This is a genomic window from Imhoffiella purpurea (assembly GCF_000585215.1).
GTDB classification, from domain to species: Bacteria; Pseudomonadota; Gammaproteobacteria; order Chromatiales; family Chromatiaceae; genus Imhoffiella; species Imhoffiella purpurea.
In genome coordinates this window covers 98,958-115,337 of record NZ_AONC01000045.1, presented here as the reverse complement: position 1 = coordinate 115,337, position 16,380 = coordinate 98,958, and the positions used below count along the sequence as shown (strand labels likewise).

General features: G+C 63.1%; 16 protein-coding genes and 1 tRNA gene. 3 read left to right on the top strand and 14 right to left on the bottom strand.

Annotated features, from left to right (window positions below; translation table 11 throughout):
• Nucleotides 1–14 precede the first annotated feature (14 nt).
• The 5 genes from D779_RS21235 to D779_RS15020 form a co-directional block, all read right to left on the bottom strand.
• Complete coding sequence (locus D779_RS21235; protein ID WP_052348163.1) at nt 15–1,631, bottom strand: methyl-accepting chemotaxis protein; 1,617 nt, start codon at nt 1,629–1,631, stop codon at nt 15–17.
• A 33-nt stretch (nt 1,632–1,664) separates the two neighbouring features.
• Nucleotides 1,665–2,126, bottom strand: a complete 462-nt coding sequence (locus D779_RS15035) for a cache domain-containing protein (RefSeq protein ID WP_043755572.1) — start codon at nt 2,124–2,126, stop codon at nt 1,665–1,667.
• A gap of 708 nt (nt 2,127–2,834) precedes the next feature.
• Complete coding sequence (locus tag D779_RS15030; protein WP_043755571.1) at nt 2,835–3,227, bottom strand: DUF302 domain-containing protein; 393 nt, start codon at nt 3,225–3,227, stop codon at nt 2,835–2,837.
• A 40-nt stretch (nt 3,228–3,267) separates the two neighbouring features.
• Nucleotides 3,268–3,858, bottom strand: a complete 591-nt coding sequence (locus D779_RS15025) for an HdeD family acid-resistance protein (protein ID WP_043755569.1) — start codon at nt 3,856–3,858, stop codon at nt 3,268–3,270.
• Between the two features lie 63 nt (nt 3,859–3,921).
• Nucleotides 3,922–4,155 carry a hypothetical protein gene (locus D779_RS15020; protein WP_043755568.1) on the bottom strand — a complete coding sequence of 78 codons (234 nt, stop codon included), beginning with the start codon at nt 4,153–4,155 and terminating at the stop codon, nt 3,922–3,924.
• Between the two features lie 707 nt (nt 4,156–4,862).
• On the opposite strand from D779_RS15020, the gene D779_RS15010 reads away from it, so the two are divergent.
• Nucleotides 4,863–6,032 carry an esterase-like activity of phytase family protein gene (locus tag D779_RS15010; protein WP_157726418.1) on the top strand — a complete coding sequence of 390 codons (1,170 nt, stop codon included), beginning with the start codon at nt 4,863–4,865 and terminating at the stop codon, nt 6,030–6,032.
• Between the two features lie 37 nt (nt 6,033–6,069).
• Here the strand turns inward: D779_RS15010 and D779_RS15005 are convergent, their stop codons facing one another.
• Together D779_RS15005 and D779_RS15000 are read right to left on the bottom strand one after the other, a co-directional pair.
• Nucleotides 6,070–7,140: a ligand-binding sensor domain-containing protein gene (locus D779_RS15005; RefSeq protein WP_043755566.1), complete on the bottom strand. Its 1,071-nt coding sequence runs from the start codon at nt 7,138–7,140 to the stop codon at nt 6,070–6,072.
• 286 nt (nt 7,141–7,426) lie between these two features.
• Complete coding sequence (locus tag D779_RS15000) at nt 7,427–7,684, bottom strand: zinc ribbon domain-containing protein (protein ID WP_043755564.1); 258 nt, start codon at nt 7,682–7,684, stop codon at nt 7,427–7,429.
• A 348-nt stretch (nt 7,685–8,032) separates the two neighbouring features.
• Here D779_RS15000 and D779_RS21230 point away from each other — a divergent pair, with 348 nt between their 5' ends.
• Nucleotides 8,033–9,931, top strand: coding sequence for a methyl-accepting chemotaxis protein (locus D779_RS21230; protein ID WP_052348161.1), 1,899 nt, complete (start codon nt 8,033–8,035; stop codon nt 9,929–9,931).
• 195 nt (nt 9,932–10,126) lie between these two features.
• On the opposite strand, the gene D779_RS23300 is transcribed toward D779_RS21230, so the two are convergent.
• From D779_RS23300 to D779_RS14985, 3 genes are all read right to left on the bottom strand, one after another.
• The gene (locus D779_RS23300; protein ID WP_408606018.1) at nt 10,127–10,288 is read right to left on the bottom strand and encodes a hypothetical protein; all 162 of its coding nucleotides are present in this window, start codon (nt 10,286–10,288) and stop codon (nt 10,127–10,129) included.
• Nucleotides 10,289–10,310: 22 nt separating this feature from the next.
• Nucleotides 10,311–10,526, bottom strand: coding sequence for a hypothetical protein (locus D779_RS22930; RefSeq protein WP_043755563.1), 216 nt, complete (start codon nt 10,524–10,526; stop codon nt 10,311–10,313).
• 94 nt (nt 10,527–10,620) lie between these two features.
• Nucleotides 10,621–10,697, bottom strand: a tRNA-Met gene (locus D779_RS14985).
• A 304-nt stretch (nt 10,698–11,001) separates the two neighbouring features.
• Here D779_RS14985 and D779_RS14980 point away from each other — a divergent pair.
• On the top strand, nt 11,002–11,388 hold the full coding sequence (locus D779_RS14980) for a DUF3775 domain-containing protein (RefSeq protein WP_043755562.1): 387 nt from the start codon (nt 11,002–11,004) through the stop codon (nt 11,386–11,388).
• A 76-nt stretch (nt 11,389–11,464) separates the two neighbouring features.
• Here D779_RS14980 and dapB read toward each other — a convergent pair whose 3' ends face one another.
• From dapB to grpE, 4 genes are all read right to left on the bottom strand, one after another.
• Nucleotides 11,465–12,280: a 4-hydroxy-tetrahydrodipicolinate reductase gene (gene dapB, locus D779_RS14975; RefSeq protein WP_043755607.1), complete on the bottom strand. Its 816-nt coding sequence runs from the start codon at nt 12,278–12,280 to the stop codon at nt 11,465–11,467.
• An 83-nt stretch (nt 12,281–12,363) separates the two neighbouring features.
• The gene (gene dnaJ, locus D779_RS14970) at nt 12,364–13,515 is read right to left on the bottom strand and encodes a molecular chaperone DnaJ (RefSeq protein ID WP_043755560.1); all 1,152 of its coding nucleotides are present in this window, start codon (nt 13,513–13,515) and stop codon (nt 12,364–12,366) included.
• Nucleotides 13,516–13,638: 123 nt separating this feature from the next.
• Nucleotides 13,639–15,573, bottom strand: a complete 1,935-nt coding sequence (dnaK, locus tag D779_RS14965; protein WP_043755605.1) for a molecular chaperone DnaK — start codon at nt 15,571–15,573, stop codon at nt 13,639–13,641.
• Between the two features lie 89 nt (nt 15,574–15,662).
• The gene (grpE, locus tag D779_RS14960; RefSeq protein ID WP_043755559.1) at nt 15,663–16,310 is read right to left on the bottom strand and encodes a nucleotide exchange factor GrpE; all 648 of its coding nucleotides are present in this window, start codon (nt 16,308–16,310) and stop codon (nt 15,663–15,665) included.
• Between the last annotated feature and the right edge of the window lie 70 nt (nt 16,311–16,380).

Below are 16,380 nucleotides of genomic sequence, written 5' to 3'. Positions count from 1 at the left end.
GACGGCGATTGGACTCAGATCTGGAAACGGGCGACCTGCTGCACCATGACGGCGGCAACCTCCTGCAGCTGTTTCGCCGCTCCCGCGGAGTGGGAGGCGAAGGTGCTGTTCTCCTCCGCCATGTCCGCGATCTGCTGGATGTTCGAGGAGATCTCCTGGCTGGCGGTCCCCTGCTCGTTCAGCGCCCCCGTGATGGCGTCGACCTCGCGCAGCATGGACTCCATGCCCGCGGTGATCTCGCGGGTGGAATCGCCGGCCTCGGCGGCCCGGCTGACGCCGTCGTCGGCCGCGGCCACGGCGCGACGCATATCCTCGACGCTGTCGTTGGCGCCCTGCTGGATCTTCTCGATCATCTCGCGGATCTCTCCGGTGGAGCCCGCGGTGCGCTGGGCGAGTTCGCGGACCTCCTCGGCGACCACGGCGAACCCGCGGCCGTGCGGCCCCGCCCTGGCGGCCTCGATGGCCGCGTTCAGGGCCAGGAGATTGGTCTGCGCGGCGATCCCCTGGATAACGTTGACGACATCCGAGATGTGGGACGACTGCTCCCCCAGACCCTCGATCGTCTGGGCGGCCTTGGTGACCTCGGCGGCGATCCGCTGGGTCTCGTCCAGGGTCTGGCGAATGATCTCGCCGCCCTGGTGGGAGACCTGACTGGAGTTGCGCGACAGATCCTGCACCTGGCGCGCGTTCTCCGCCATGTGGTTGATCGACGAGTTGAGCTCCTCGACCGCCGTCGCGACATAGGATGCCGTCTCGGACTGGGACTCGGATGCATGGGCGACCTTGGTGGCACCGTCCACGAGCTGATTGGTGGCGGCCCCCAGTTGATCGGCCGTCGCGTGAATGGATTCGATCATGCTCTTGAGATTGCCGCGCATGGCTTCGAGCGCCCGGATGAGGTCCCCGACCTCGTCTTGTGCCGAGCTTTGCAGCGCGACCGTCAGATCCCCGGCCGCGATCTTCTTAGAGCCCTCGGCGGCATACTGCAGGGGCTTCATGATCCCGCGGCCCAGGATCCAGCTGATCAGCATGCCCGCCAGCAGCGCGAGCCCCAGCACGACGGCGGCGATCGCCAGGGCACGGCCGTATTGCGCACGCGCCATCTCGTAGCTTTCACCCGCTGCCGTGCGGTCGGCCTCGACCAGGGTCTTGAGCTTGCTGGCGAACTGCTGATAGCTCTTGTCGGCCTTCTCCATCATGGCCATGCCCATGTTCGGGTCCATGGTCGCCAGGTCGAGGGCATCGCTGATCTGTTTGGCGTAGCCCTGTACCGCCGGGAGTATCTCGCCATAGCTCTGATCCAGGTCGGCATCTCCCTGTTCCTTGCTCGAGACCTCCTCGAGCGCCCCGGTCACCTGGGAGAGGCTCTCGAGGATTCCCTGCGTTTCGGTATCGATCGTCGCCTCGTCGAAGGCGCTCATCCAGTTGATCAGACGATAGGTACGAGCCTGAACGTCGTCGATGGTGCCCACGAGGCGCGTCGCGAATTCATAGTCGCCGAATCGGACGACGTAGATCTCCTCGAGCGCCGCGTTCTGGCTGCGCATCGATTCGAGCACGAGTAGCCCGAAGACGACCAGGAAGACCAGGGTGACACCTGGCGCGACCAGTATCTTGTGCCTGAGTTTCATGGCGAAAGGATCCCGGCGGCTGGAAGCGCTGGATTAACGCTTGTAAACGCCGGCACAGACGATGAGATCGTCGGTGGTCTGACAGTAGCTCGTCTTGGGCAGAATCTCCTTGGTGACCGGATCCTTGTATTTGTAGTCGTGCCAATAACTGGTATTCGTCTTGGCGAGCTCGACACGCTCGGAGATGAAGGCCGTGCCGCCGGCATCCGTGACGCCGACGAAGTTCTTGCCGACCATCTTCGGATTCTGCCCATGGGCCAGATTGGTGCCTTCGCGATCGAAGACGACGGGGTAGAGATCGCGATCGATCCAGCCCGGCTCCTTGCCGGTGATGTCGGCGAAGGCCTGTTCTTTGCCGACGGCCTGGATGTGGTCGATGGCCTTCTGCACCATCGCCTCGGCCTCTTCGGGCGTGGCGAATTCATCGGCGAACAAGGCGGGTGAAGCGATCAAAAGGGTGGAGAGCGTACCAATGAGGGCAAAGCGGTATTTCATCTTAATACTCCATATTGATGACGACGAGCGCTAGCCTCTCCTGAACCGTCGGATGACGATTATCAAGAGCCCGTGCAGGTTAACAGCACCCTGAGTCGAATCCTGATAACCAGTTCACATATCGCATACGCGAACGAAAACCAATACGACCGGTAATTCGCATCAACCCATTGATATTATTATATTTTCTACTGAAAATATCCTTCTTGGACATCGACACCAAGAATAGCGGATTAAAGCGATAGGGTCGCGTTCCTTTGAGGCTCATATTACCACTTTCGATCTTCGAATAAAGACGAAAGAGGAAAAAGAATGAGAATCGATACTCGACTGCCGCCATGTTCCGGGGCCGAGGGGAAGGAATGATCGATCCCCCCCGATAGGGACGGGGAATCGTTCGATCTGGTACTAGGGAGTATCGGAGGGCTTGGCTGAACTGGCCCCATAGGAGTAGGCGACCGACGACTTGCGAGCGCCGCCATCAGGTGACCGTGCGATGGTCAGGACACCTCGCGAGGCTCGGCGCGCTCATTGAGCACCGACTGCATCTGGCATTGCGCCACGACCAGCCGCCCAACGTCATCGATTCACCGGGGGTGCCGGCCGCCAGCCCCTGAGGCAATTCAAACCCGATGAGTTCTTGGTGTTGACATACGGCCTACTCGGGTAGCGAAACACCAACCCCTGTTGACTCGACGGCCGGCGGACTCAGAGCGTACCGAGGGCGGCAATCACCCGATCGAGCCGTTCCCGAACCTCGGTGGCGACCTTGGACACCTCCGGATTGTCGACCAGATCCAGCACGGCCTTCGGATCCATGACGGCGATACGGGTCTTGCCTCCCTGCGTCCGGCGCACCAGGACGTTGCAGGGCAGCAGCAGACCTATATCGGGTTCCAGGTCAAGTGCCTGGTTCGCGAGCGGCGGATTACAGGCTCCAAGGATGCGATAGGGACCCTTGTCGACCCCGAGCTTCGTTTTGAGCGTCGACGCGACATCGATATCGGTGAGCACGCCGAACCCCTCGGCCTTCAGGGCCTCGGTCACCCGGTCGACGGATTCCTCGAACCCGAGATCGATCTCGATGGCAAAACCGTACATCGCATTCTCCTCTGTGAGTGATGGATCGCGGGGTATCGAGTCAGGCCGTCCGATTCACACGGCGTGCCGCGAGCCCGAGAAAGATCGCCGTCCAGCCGTTGATCAGCAGCTCGATCGCGACCACCAGTCCGATCACCCAGACGCCCGACACGGGCCATTGGACGAGGACGAGCACGCCGAGCAGAAGCGACAAGGCGCCGCCGAAGGCGGCCCATGTCCAGCCTTTTTCCTTGCGGTGCTGGAAGGCGATCACCAGGCGAAGCGAACCGGCGGTCAGCAGAGCGACACCCAAGACCAGCGTCAGCGCGATGGCCGCGCTCAGCGGATCGAAGATCATGAGCACCCCGGCGATCAGATAGATGAGCGCGATCCCCCCATGCGCGAAAGTGCTCTTCCAACCCTTGCACTTGGTGGCATCGAACAGCTGCAGACCGCCGCCGACCGCCAGCAGCAGGCCGAATACCAGCACGCTGGCGACCGTGAGCCAGATGCTCATCCATAGACCCATGACGCCCAGCAGAGTGGACAGGACGCCCAAGGCCACGAGCCAGCCCCAGTGACGGGTCAGATTGCCGGGCATGGCCCGAAGCTCTTCCGCGATCTCGGTTTCGTTCGTCGCGGTTTCGTTCATTGTGACTTCTCCCGAATCCGAATGAAGACGAAGCCCGGGGCCCGGGCTTCGCGGAAGGCCGCATCAATCGGTCTTGTTCTCGATGCCGTCTGCAGTCTCTTCGATCTTGTCGCCGGCCTTCTCCATGGCATCCGACATCGAATCCCGCATCTCCTCGACCTTGCCCTTGGCCTGCTCGACGGTCTGGTCGATCTTGGCACCCATCTGCTCGGCCTTGCCGTCGTCCTCATCCCCGCAGGCGGTCAGGGTCAAGGCCAGAATGGCGGCGGCGGGAATGGCGAAGGTTACTCTGGTCATGTTTCTCATCGAAGTCTCTCCTTCCTGGTCGCACAACATCGTGGTCATGTAGTGATTACAGGTTGTTGAAGGGGATTAAGGGTTGCAGTGCTAAAGATCTTGCACGGCTTAATTAGCATTGAGCATGCCAGAAATATTAAGCCATTGAATATAATGTCAATTCAGAAAAAAGGTGAGATGGATCCTCGAGTGATCGGGGTCTTTGGACCGACTGTTGGCTCATATCCACCAATCTATCGATCTACGCCGGGTCACCAGCCGCTGCGACCCGCCGGGCGCATCGGCTCGAGCGGGTGCAGAGGGATTTGTTGGTGCTCGCGCACCAGCACGGCCGCACCGCGCTGATGCACAGGGTCCAGATCCAGGAGGCGACACAGAAGTTGCGGTCGACGATCCACAGATCCCCCGCCTCAATCCTGCGCTCGAGCACCGCGCGGACCATGGTTGGGATGAGGAAGTGCGCCGCGAAGCGCTCAAGCAGTGGGGTCAGCAAAACGATCGGGGTCCCGTCATCGGAAAAGGGCGTCAATCGTACCGGGCTGGCCAACCGTGCAAGACGGACGAATCGATAGCGTGGCGAGCCCGAAGACGGCAGGGGCTAGAGTGTTTACTTTAGTGACCTTCAAAAGCCCTGGTCCTATGCACACCCATGACGGCGGTGCGCTACCATAGCCCTCCAAGCCGCGCGTCCCAAGGAGAGAATGCCAATGTCGTTTCATGGCTCGATGCTCAGAGACTCGATGCTGTCGTTCGCCCTTGCCTCGATGATCGCGTCGGCTCAAGGCTCGAACGTCGAACTCACTGACTCCCAAGACGGGGCCGGCCGCAGGGTGACGGCCTGCGAGTTCATCGGCGAGGTCACGCTTCCGACCGGGTACGCCTTCGAGGACACCGAGGTCGGCGGACTCTCGGCCATCGCCTACGACGCATCTCGGAACCTCTATCTGGCGCTCTCGGACGACCGCAGCAAGCACGATCCGGCGCGCTTCTACAGCCTCGCCATCGACCTGGGGGACGGCCATCTGGACGCGGGCGATATCGCGTTCACGGGCGTCACCCGACTTCGTTCCGGTTCGGGATCCGTCTTTGCTAAGGGAGACATCGACCCGGAGGGAATCGCACTGGCCCCAGACGGTAGCCTATTCATCTCGTCCGAGGGCGACGCATCCAAATCGCTGCCGCCATTCGTCGGCCATTTCGACCGATCCGGAGTCGAGATCCAGCGACTTCCGATCGACGCCAAATTCCTGCCCGAGACCGACTCGGGGGTTCGCGACAATCTGGCCTTCGAGAGTCTGACCGTCTCTCCGGATGGCCGCTCTCTTTATACGGCCGTCGAAAACGCCTTGCTGCAGGACGGTCCCGAGGCGACCGTCGAGGCAGGAAGCCGGTCGCGTATCGCCCAATACGATATCGAGACGGGACGGGAGGTCGGGGAGAGGATCTATGAAGTCGGGCCGGTCGCAGACAGGCCCGCGCTCGGCATCGGCTTCGCCACCAATGGACTGGCCGAGCTTCTGGCGCTGGACGATGCGGGAACATTCCTGGCGCTCGAACGCAGCTACACCTTGGGAAAAGGATTCAGGGTCAGGCTCTATCAGGTCCAGGCCCGGGATGCGGAGGATGTCTCGGGCCGGTTCAGCCTGCAGGGGGACGGAGAAGCGGATCGGCCGGTTCGAAAGGCGCTGCTTCTGGACTTCGGCGATCTGGTCGAGATGGTCGACAACCTCGAGGGTATGACCCTGGGTCCGGTACTGCCCGACGGACGCCGATCGCTGATCGTGGTCAGCGACAACAACTTCTCCGCCGGACAATTCACCCAATTCATCGGACTCGCCCTCACCATCGATGATGCCCCGCGGCCCGATCGGCCCTGAGGTCGAGGTACCACCGATGGACGGACGAGCCGCAGACTCACTCCTGCCCGGGTGTGGGTGTAGGCGAAGCCGGTTCAGGACGCGGCATCAGCCAGCCCGCGACCAGCAGCAGCAGGATGCCGATCAGGGAGATCCAGTACCAGCCCTCCAGCTTGGTCGGACCGTATTCATAGATCTGCCCCGCGCTCACCATGAGCCGGTCGCCCCTCGGCACGATCCAGCTGATGCCCACGCCCGGCTGGTTCTCGGCGCTGTCCGCCAGCACGGGGGCCGATGTCGCGGCAAGCCCCTCGGCGGTTTCGGAGACGTCCATCACCGAGAGACCATCGTCCCCGCCGATCCAGAGACGTCCGCCCTCGCCCGTCCCGCCCCGTCCGTCGAGATAGAGGGCCAGGACACGCCGATCATTCAGGTCGGGATGCAGAGAGCGCCAGAGTTCACCCGGAACCGTCTGCCAGTAGAGCCCAGCGCTGGTTCCGGCCAGTAAGGCGCCGCGATCGGTGCTGGCAAAGCTGAAGACGTTCACGCCGTCGGGCAGTCCCCGGCTGTTCGACTGCCAGGATTCACCCGGTTTCGCGGCGGAGACCGAGAGGACGCCTTCGCCGACGGTTCCGGCGTGCAGCCAGCCTCCTTTCGGACTCCGTTGGCCGAAGAGCGTGTAGATGTCGGCCTTGGGGCCGGGCTCCAGCCAGAGGCCGTCATGGAGCCAGCGCACGCCATCGGGCGTTCCCGCCAGCAGTCCCTTGTCGGTTTGCACTAAACTGCTGATCCGTCCGCTCAACTCGGGGGCTAGCGGCGGCGGAAAATAGAGCCCGTCGGCGGTTCCGACCGGAGTGCGCCCCGGATCGGAAAGCATCGCCATCACCGGGTTGCCGCCGACATTGACCCTGAGCTGGGTCCAGATCCGGTCGCGGAACTGCCAGATCTGTCCCGATTGGGTTCCGGCCAGGATATCGCCCTTGGGCGTCGCGGCCAGATCGGTCACGTGCCCGGCACCGAGCGGGTGATTGGGAACCAGATGGACGCCTCCGGGAAAGAAGGGTCCGGCGAGCGTGAGCACCAGACCGACGAGGGTCAGTGCGAGTGCGAGCGTCTTTCGATTGTTCATGGGTTCTCGATCGATGAATGAGAATGCGTCCACCTTGGATCGGTTCCATGACCCAGTCAATGCGAGATCTCCATGACCCAATGATCGAATCGGGATGCTGCAGCTCGCTGACGGATCCGAGATGGGGCGCCAAGCGCGTGGGGTTCAGTGCGGGCCGATGATGCGGATCAGCTTGCGGACGGCATCCAGGGACGATGGATCACGGCCGCTCGATCCGGGCCGACGACGAGTCTTCATCGAGATCGCGTGGCCACGGAGCATCCAACGATGCGCATCGCGATACGGATCAGCGCCAGCGATCGAGCTTCTCCAGACCCAGCGTGAAGAACCTGGCGACGAATCTCGGATATCCCCGCTCGCCGAGCCTCGCAATGATGTGCTCACGCATATCATCGATCGTCATCTCGGGATTCACGAAACGGCCGTCACGATAGCAGTAACTGCAATAGCGGCTGCTGATACTGCCATCCTGATGCGTTCCACCGAAATTGGGATCCGCCTTTAGCGGCATACCGCAGCTTTGGCAGCGTCTGTTCGCAGACATGGCAGGTCTCCTTGCAGGCTCTTGCCGAGCCGTTGACAGGGCCACACCCCGGCAAGTCGCTTGCCGGATTTGGGTGAGGGAAGGACCCCCACATATTTCGCTTGGATTATTCGACGCCCGCCTCATTCCGCGTGGGTGAGAGCAGGTACTCTGACCCGCTCGCCCGGGCGAGCGTATCCAACGCCGGGCTCTGGCCTATCGTCCGCTGGGCGTCCCGTGGCTGTCGCGCGCATCCGATTTTCGTCAGACGAATGTTACGACACTTACATCAATGAAGGAGGAATATCAATGGGAAGTCTGCTCAACAGATTATCCGTTGGCGTTAAGATCTGGCTCGTAGCCGGGTTGTTGATCCTACTACTGATCATCGAGGGCGCCGTCGCCTTCCGCACCAACCAGGAGGTGGGCGACGCGGTTGAGATCATCACGCGCAATCTGATACCGAACGCCGACGTCGCCTCGAACGTCCTGTCCGATCTGCTGCGCCAGCGCCTGTCGGTCAAGTCGTATATCAAATCCCGCGACGCGCGCGACGCCGACCAGTTCAGAGCGGAACGCGAAACGAGTCTCGCCGCCTTGGAAAAGGCCCGAAAGCTGATCACCGAGCCGGAGCGTGCGAGCCTGATGGACGAGATCATCGACCTGCACGGCCAATACAACGCCCTCTTCGAATCCTCGGTAGTGACCAACATGGAGCGGCGCGACGCACTGGTCAAGGAAACCCTCAATGTCGTCGGTCCGCAGATCGCCGACGCAGTGACCGAGATGATGAAGACCGCGCATGAGAACGGCGATGTCGAAACGGGCTATCGGGTGGGGGTCGCCCAGCGGCATCTGCTGCTGCTGCGTCTCTCCGCGGTCAAATACCTGCTGGAGAACGACGCTCGGTCGCTTCAGGGCGTGAGACAGGAGATCCAGCCACTGAACGGCGCACTGAGCGCGATCGGGGACGATCCGGCCTGGAATGATCGGAGCGTAAAGGTCAAGAATCTATTGGCCAGCTACGAGAGCGCCTTCGAGGGCGTGGTCGAGGCCATTCAGGGACGCAACGCGGCCGTCGGCAAGATGGACGAGATCGGCCCCATGATCGCGGAGAAGGCGGAACGATTGCGCGACAGCGTCACCCACGCCCTGGACCAGCAGTCCGCGCGGATCGAGACCCAATTCCTGGATGCGAATCAGCGTCTGCTCCTCTTGACCGTCATTGCCGTCATCCTCGGCGGCCTGCTCTCCTGGATGGTGATCCGGGCCATCGTGCGCCCGCTGAACCGCATCAACCTGCTGCTTGCCGAGATCGCCGAGGGGGATGGAGATCTCACCGCCCGACTCCCCGTCGATCGGCGCGACGAACTGGGCACGCTCTCGGCCAGCTTCAACCGCTTCGTGGAGAAGCTTCAGCGTATCGTCGGATCGGTTCAGGCATCGGTCGCCCAGCTGGCCTCGGCGGCGGAAGAGTTGAGCATGGTCAGCGAGGAGAATCGCCAAACGATTCAGCAGCAGGTCGCCGAGACCGAGCAGGTGGCCACCGCGGTCGAGGAGATGTCCGTGACCCTGCAGGAGGTGGCGCGAAACGTTCACCAGACCTCCCAGTCAACCGACCAGGCGCGTCACGAGGCCACCCAGGGCCGCGAGGCCGAGGCCCAGGCATTGACCGCGATCCGCACCCTGGGCGAGGACATCCAGGAGAGCGCAAGCGTGATCGAGGAGGTCGGCCGCGCGAGCGAGACCGTGGACATCGTGGTGGAGGTCATCAACGGTATCGCCGAGCAGACCAACCTGCTCGCCCTCAACGCCGCCATCGAGGCCGCCAGGGCCGGCGAGCAGGGCCGCGGATTCGCGGTCGTGGCGGACGAGGTGCGGACCCTCGCCGGGAGAACCCGGAATTCCACCGAGGAGATCCGTCAGACCGTCGAGAAACTGCGCCACAGCACCCAGCTCGCCGTCGACCGCATCAACCACAGCCGGGCGCAGACCGAGAGCGTGGTCGACCAGGCCCAGCACGTGGATCAGGCACTGGAGGGAATCGTATCCAGGGTGAAGACGATGGACGACATGACCAGCCAGATCGCGACCGCGACCGAGGAGCAGACCGCCGTGGCCGACGACATCGCCCGCAACGTCGGCAATCTCAAGGAGCAAACCGCCCGAGTCGCCAGCGCGACCGAGCAGGCGACCGTCTCGACCGAGGAGCTGGCCCGCCTGGCGAGCAACCTACGAACCGAGGTCGACCAGTTCAAGGTGGCCTAGGGCCTGTCATCAAGTAACCATCCCCCGGCAGAGCCGGGGGCTTTTAGGGTTTCATCTCGGCCGACCGTCGACGCAAAATAGCCGCGCGCCCAGAAATACTGACCCCGATAGTTGCGTTGCCGTTCGCCGTGGATCCGTGCCATTTGGGGTCCACATTACTACTTGGCCGGGATCAGCTTGGGCGAGCACCGGCTGTCACTGCCTGGTGATGAGCGCGCAACCACTCCGGCCGCCACCAGCCCTAAAATTCCTGCAAACCCAACCGCAAATGAGCCATGTGCGCTTGCGCCCATAGCGGTCTGCGAGTGGTCCAGCAGACAACATGAACGCAGAGAGGCAGAGGGTGTACGCTCCCACCACCCATTGAAGACCAGACAGGCTAGTTTCCAGGCTCGACTGAATCGCAGGAAGGGCGACGCATCACGATGCTGATCGCGAGCGTCGCCATGAACGTTCCTAAATACACGGCGGCAACGGCAACCGTCCTCTTTGATACCAGCATGACCGCACTAAACTTATGAACAAAATAAAGATATAGAATTTCGACCGACCGCCGGTCAATTAAACCGGAATGGACGAGGGCGAGATAGGTCATGGCGACATGACGAAGAGCGGGATGAAGTTCGACTAGATAACGCCGAGACAAAGAAAAAGGGCTTAGATGGAATGCATCTAAGCCCTTTTTCAAATGGTAGCGGGGGCAGGATTTGAACCTACGACCTTCGGGTTATGAGCCCGACGAGCTGCCTGACTGCTCCACCCCGCAATTGAGCTGCTAATGATATATTCGAGCCCCACATCGTGCAAGCATTTTTTGCGTTGCAGCGCTATTGGATCGAACCGACCCAAGCGCTTCGTCCGCAAGCGGGCGTGTTGCCAGGTTCCTCGACGCAGGATTCCCGAGACTCCGGGCTGTCGAGACGACGATCCAGATCGCATTCGGCGGGCTTCTCTCCGGTAGGCCGATCGATCGTAGTACACTCGGGTGGTACCCAGAGACCGGGCCGTCCCCAGGATAGCCATCCTGGCGAAATCATGGGTCGACCTGAAACAGGGGGAGGAACCCAGGTATGCTTCACCTCAAGCTCGAGATCCTGTGCTACATCATCGATAAGGCCCGGGAGTTCCAAGCCAAGGAGGAGGTGGTCATTCCGGACACACCCTCGAGTCCCACCGAGGACTGGGCACTGCAGATCCTCGCCGATCATAGCGAGGATTACAGCGTCCGGGAGATGACCCAGGCGATCGGCGAGATGAGCGAACGCCAGCGCGCCGAGCTGGTGGCCCTCATGTGGCTCGGACGCGGCGACTACGCTATCGAGGAATGGGAAACGGCCGTCGACGATGCGATCGGCGACTATTCGCTGAACGCCCCCGCCTACCTGCTATCGCATCCCATGGTCGCGGACGACCTGGAGGAAGGGCTCATCGCCCACGGATACTCCTGCGAGTCATGAATCGGCCCGACCGCGGCGTCGGCCCGCTCGGGCTCTAACTCTAACAGCCCGTCCTCGCCGCCGCGCGGAAGAGACCTCATTGTTCGCGAAGCCCCAGGACGTCCTGCATGTCGAACAGACCGCTCTCGCGCTCGGCGATCCAGCCCGCCGCCCGCGCGGCGCCTCGGGCGAAGGTCATACGGCTCGACGCCTTGTGGGCGATCTCGATCCGCTCGCCCTCGGCGGCGAACCAGACGCTGTGCTCGCCGACCACGTCTCCGGCACGAATGGTCTCGAATCCAATGGTCTTTCGCTCGCGCGCCCCCGTGTGCCCTTCTCGGCCATAGACGGCAACCTCCTTGAGATCCCGTCCGAGCGCATCGGCGATCACCTCGCCCATCCGCAGTGCGGTGCCCGAGGGGGCGTCGACCTTGTGCCTGTGATGAGCCTCGACGATCTCGATGTCGACCTCGTCGCCCAGGACCCGAGCGGCGACGTCCAGCAGCTTGAGACAGAGGTTGACCCCGATGCTCATGTTGGGGGCGAAGACGATCCCGATCTCGGAACCGGCCGCGCTCACCCGGGCGCGCTGGTCCTCGTCCAGACCCGTGGTGCCGATCACCATCCGCTTGCCGGCGGCGCGGCACAGCTCGAGATGCGCCATGGTGGCCGCAGGAACGGTGAAATCGATGAGTACGTCGAAATCCCGAGTCACCTCGGACAGATCGGCGACCAGGGGAACCCCCAGACGACCGACACCGGCCAGCTCGCCCGCGTCGGTACCGAGCAGCGAACTCTCGGGTCGCTCGCTCGCCGCACCCAGTCTCAGACCCTGCGCCTCCGTGACCGCCTGGATCAGATGGCGGCCCATGCGTCCGCCGGCACCGACGACGGCGATTCGGATATCACTCATGTTCATTCGACTCCTGATGAGGATGCACGCTCACGCCGGATCGGGGTGGCGCAGACAAGGGGTGGCCGATCGGATCGCCAGACCTAGAGGCCCATCTTTTCGAAGAAGCTCTTGACGCCGTCGAGCCAGGAATGGGACTGCGGATTGTGCCGCGACCCGCCCTCCTGGACGCTCGTCTCGAACTCCTGGAGCAGTTCCTTCTGGCGATCGGTGAGATTGACCGGCGTCTCCACGGTTACCCGGCAGATGAGATCGCCCACGACGCCGCCCCGGACCGGCTTCACACCCTTGTTGCGAACCCGGAACATCTTTCCCGTCTGGGTACCGGCCGGGATCTTGAGCATCACCTTGCCGTCGAGCGTCGGCACCTCGAGCTCGCCGCCCAGGGCCGCCGTGACGAAGCCGATCGGGACCTGGCAGTAGAGATTGCTGTCCTCGCGGGTGAAGATGGGGTGTTCCATGACCTGGACCTGCACATAGAGGTCCCCGGGGGGGCCGCCATGCTCGCCCCGCTCGCCCTCGCCGGCCAGACGGATGCGGTCTCCGGTATCCACGCCGGCCGGCACCTTCACCGACAGCGTTTTCTCCTCCTGGATGCGGCCGCGTCCGCGACAGTGCGGACAGGGATCCTCGACCACGGTGCCCGTTCCACGGCACTCGGGGCAGGCCTGCTGGATGGAGAAGAAGCCCTGCTGCATCCGCACCTGCCCCATGCCGCCGCAGGTCGGGCATTGCTTGGGCTGGGTGCCCGGCTTGGCCCCGGAGCCGCCACAGAACTGACAGTCCACCAGGGTGGGAATGCGGATCTTGACGTCCTTACCGGAGACCGCTTCCTCCAGGGTGAGGGACAGATCGTAGCGCAGGTCGACACCGCGCTGACCGCGCCTGCCGCCGGAGGCGCGCCCGCCGAAGATGTCGCCGAAGACGTCGCCGAAGATATCGGAGAAGGAGCCCGCACCCGCGAAGTCCCCGGGACCGCCGCCGAAGCCCCCGAATCCTCCGGCGCCCGCGTCCACCCCGGCATGACCGAACTGGTCGTAGGCCGAGCGTTTCTTGGCGTCGCTGAGGACATCGTAGGCCTGCTTGGCCTCCTTGAACTTGGTCTCGGCGTCCGGCTCACCCGTGTTGCGGTCGGGATGATACTTCATCGCCAGACGGCGAAAGGCCTTCTTGATGTCGGCCTCGCTCGCATTGCGTTGGACGCCCAGGACTTCGTAGTAATCGCGTTTTGACATTGATTTGCTTCCAGCTACCGGCAACCGATCATCTTAACAGGCCCATCAAGCAGAAAGCGCACGGGTGTTGTCACCTGTACGCTTTCGCCCTTCGGACTAGAGGTCGGCGGCTAGTTCGTCACCTCACTTCTTGTCGTCCTTGACTTCTTCGAACTCGGCGTCCACCACGTCGTCCTGAGCGCCCGAGCTCTTCTCGGCACCCGCCTGGCCGCCCGCCTCGGCGGCCCCAGGGGCATCGCCGGCATTGGCATAGAGACGCTCGGCCATCTTGCCCGAGAGATCGCCCAGGTTCTTGGTGGCCGCCTCGATGCGCTCCTTATCCTCGCCCTTGACGGCCTCTTCGAGTTCCTTGATCGCAGACTCGATGGAGTCCTTCTCGCCCGATTCCATCTTGTCGCCCAGCTGCTCCATCGACTTGCGGGCCGCGTGGATCATGCTGTCGGCCTGGTTGCGGGCCGCGACCAGTTCCTGGAAGTGACGGTCGTCCTCGGCGTGCGCCTCGGCGTCCTTGACCATGTTCCGGATCTCTTCCTCGGACAGGCCGGAGGATGCCTTGATCACGATGGACTGTTCCTTGCCGGTCGCCTTGTCCTTGGCCGAGACGTGCAAGATGCCGTTGGCGTCGATGTCGAACTTGACCTCGATCTGGGGCACGCCGCGCGGCGCCGGCGGGATGTCGCTCAGGTCGAAGCGGCCGAGGGATTTGTTGCTGGTGGCGCGTTCGCGCTCGCCCTGCAGCACGTGCACGGTCACCGCGGTCTGATTGTCGTCCGCGGTCGAGAAGACCTGCTGGGCCGAGGTCGGGATGGTGGTGTTCTTCTCGATCAGCTTGGTCATGACGCCGCCGAGGGTCTCGATGCCCAGCGACAGCGGGGTAACGTCGAGCAGCAGCACGTCCTTGACCTCGCCGCCGAGCACGCCGCCCTGGATGGAGGCGCCGATGGCGACCGCCTCGTCCGGGTTGACGTCCTTGCGCGGTGCCTTGCCGAAGAACTGCTCGACCTTCTCCTGAACCTTGGGCATGCGGGTCTGACCGCCGACCAGGATGACCTCGTTGATCTCGCCAGCGGTGACGCCCGCATCCTTGAGCGCGACGCGGCAGGGATCGATGGTGCGCTCGATCAGATCCTCGACCAGCGACTCCAGCTTGGCACGGGTCAGCTTGACGTTGAGGTGCTTGGGTCCGGTCTGGTCGGCCGTGATGTAGGGCAGATTGATGTCGGTCTGCTGGCTCGAGGAGAGCTCGATCTTGGCCTTCTCGGCGGCCTCTTTCAGACGCTGCAGGGCCAGCGGGTCGTTGCGCAGATCGAAGCCCTGCTCCTTCTTGAAGGTCTCGACCAGGTGGTCGATGATCCGCATGTCGAAGTCTTCGCCGCCGAGGAAGGTGTCGCCGTTGGTGGACAGCACCTCGAACTGGTGCTCGCCCTCGATCTCGGCGATCTCGATGATGGAGACGTCGAAGGTACCGCCGCCCAGGTCGTAGACGGCGATCTTCTGGTCGCCGCGCTGCTTGTCCATGCCGTAGGCGAGCGCCGCGGCCGTGGGCTCGTTGATGATGCGCTTGACCTCGAGACCGGCGATGCGGCCGGCGTCCTTGGTCGCCTGGCGCTGCGAATCGTTGAAGTAGGCCGGAACCGTGATGACGGCCTCGCTGACCGTGGTGCCGAGATAGTCCTCGGCGGTCTTCTTCATCTTCTGAAGGACCTTGGCCGAGATCTCGGGCGGCGCCATCTTCTTGCCGTTGACCTCGACCCAGGCGTCGCCGTTGTCCGCCTTGACGATCTTGTAGGCGACCATGTCCTTGTCCTTGTTGACCACGCCGTCCTCGAAGCGGCGGCCGATCAGACGCTTGATCGCGAACAGGGTGTTGGCCGGATTGGTGACGGCCTGGCGCTTGGCGGACTGTCCGACCAGCACCTCGTTGTCGCCGGTGAAGGCGATGATCGATGGGGTCGTGCGATCACCCTCGGCGTTCTCGATGACCTTGACGTTGTCGCCTTCCATCACGGCCACGCAGGAGTTCGTGGTGCCGAGATCGATACCGATGATTTTTCCCATGTTCTCTGTCTCCAAATTTCTTCAGTGGCGCAGCGGCGCCGAATGATTCTGTGCAGTTGGGGGGGATCCGAGAGCCTTCAAGACCGGCCTCAGGATGCCTGCTGCGACACCATGACCAAGGCCGGACGCACCAGCCTGCCGTTGAGCGTGTAGCCCTTCTGGATGACCGCCACCACGGTGTTGGGCGCCACGTCCGCGCGCGGCTGCATCGACATGGCCTGATGCAGCTCGGGATCGAAGGGCTGATCCAGCGGATCGACCTGGGCGACCCCGAACTTGTCCATGGTATCGCCCAGGAGTTTCAGGGTGAGCTCGGTCCCCTCGCGCAGCTTGTCGATGTCCACCGAGGCATCCAGCGCGGCCTGATGACCGAGCTCCAGGCTGTCGCGTACCTGCAGCAGTTCGCGCACGAAACCGTCGAGGGCGTATTTGTGCGCCTTCTCCAACTCGGCGTTGTGGCGGCGGCGCAGGTTCTCGATGTCGGCGCGCGCGCGCAGCGCCTGGGTGCGCTGTTCATCGGCCTCGGCCTTCGCCGCCTCCAGCGCGGCGGCCAGTTCCTCGGGCGATGCCTGGGCGGCCTGATTCTCGGCCTCGGCCTCGCCCTCCGCCGCAGCGGCGGACTCGGCCGCGGTCGCCTCCATATAGGCGTCCACGGCCGCGCGCATTGCCGCGTCCTCCGTCGGCCGGGCGTCTTCAGCCTCCTCCGTGGACTCCATGCGATGTGGATCCGTGCTCATGATGACCTCCGATTCTGCCTGCGACCTCGCATGAGCGAGGCCGGAATGAATGTGTGATCCGCGACGCCTG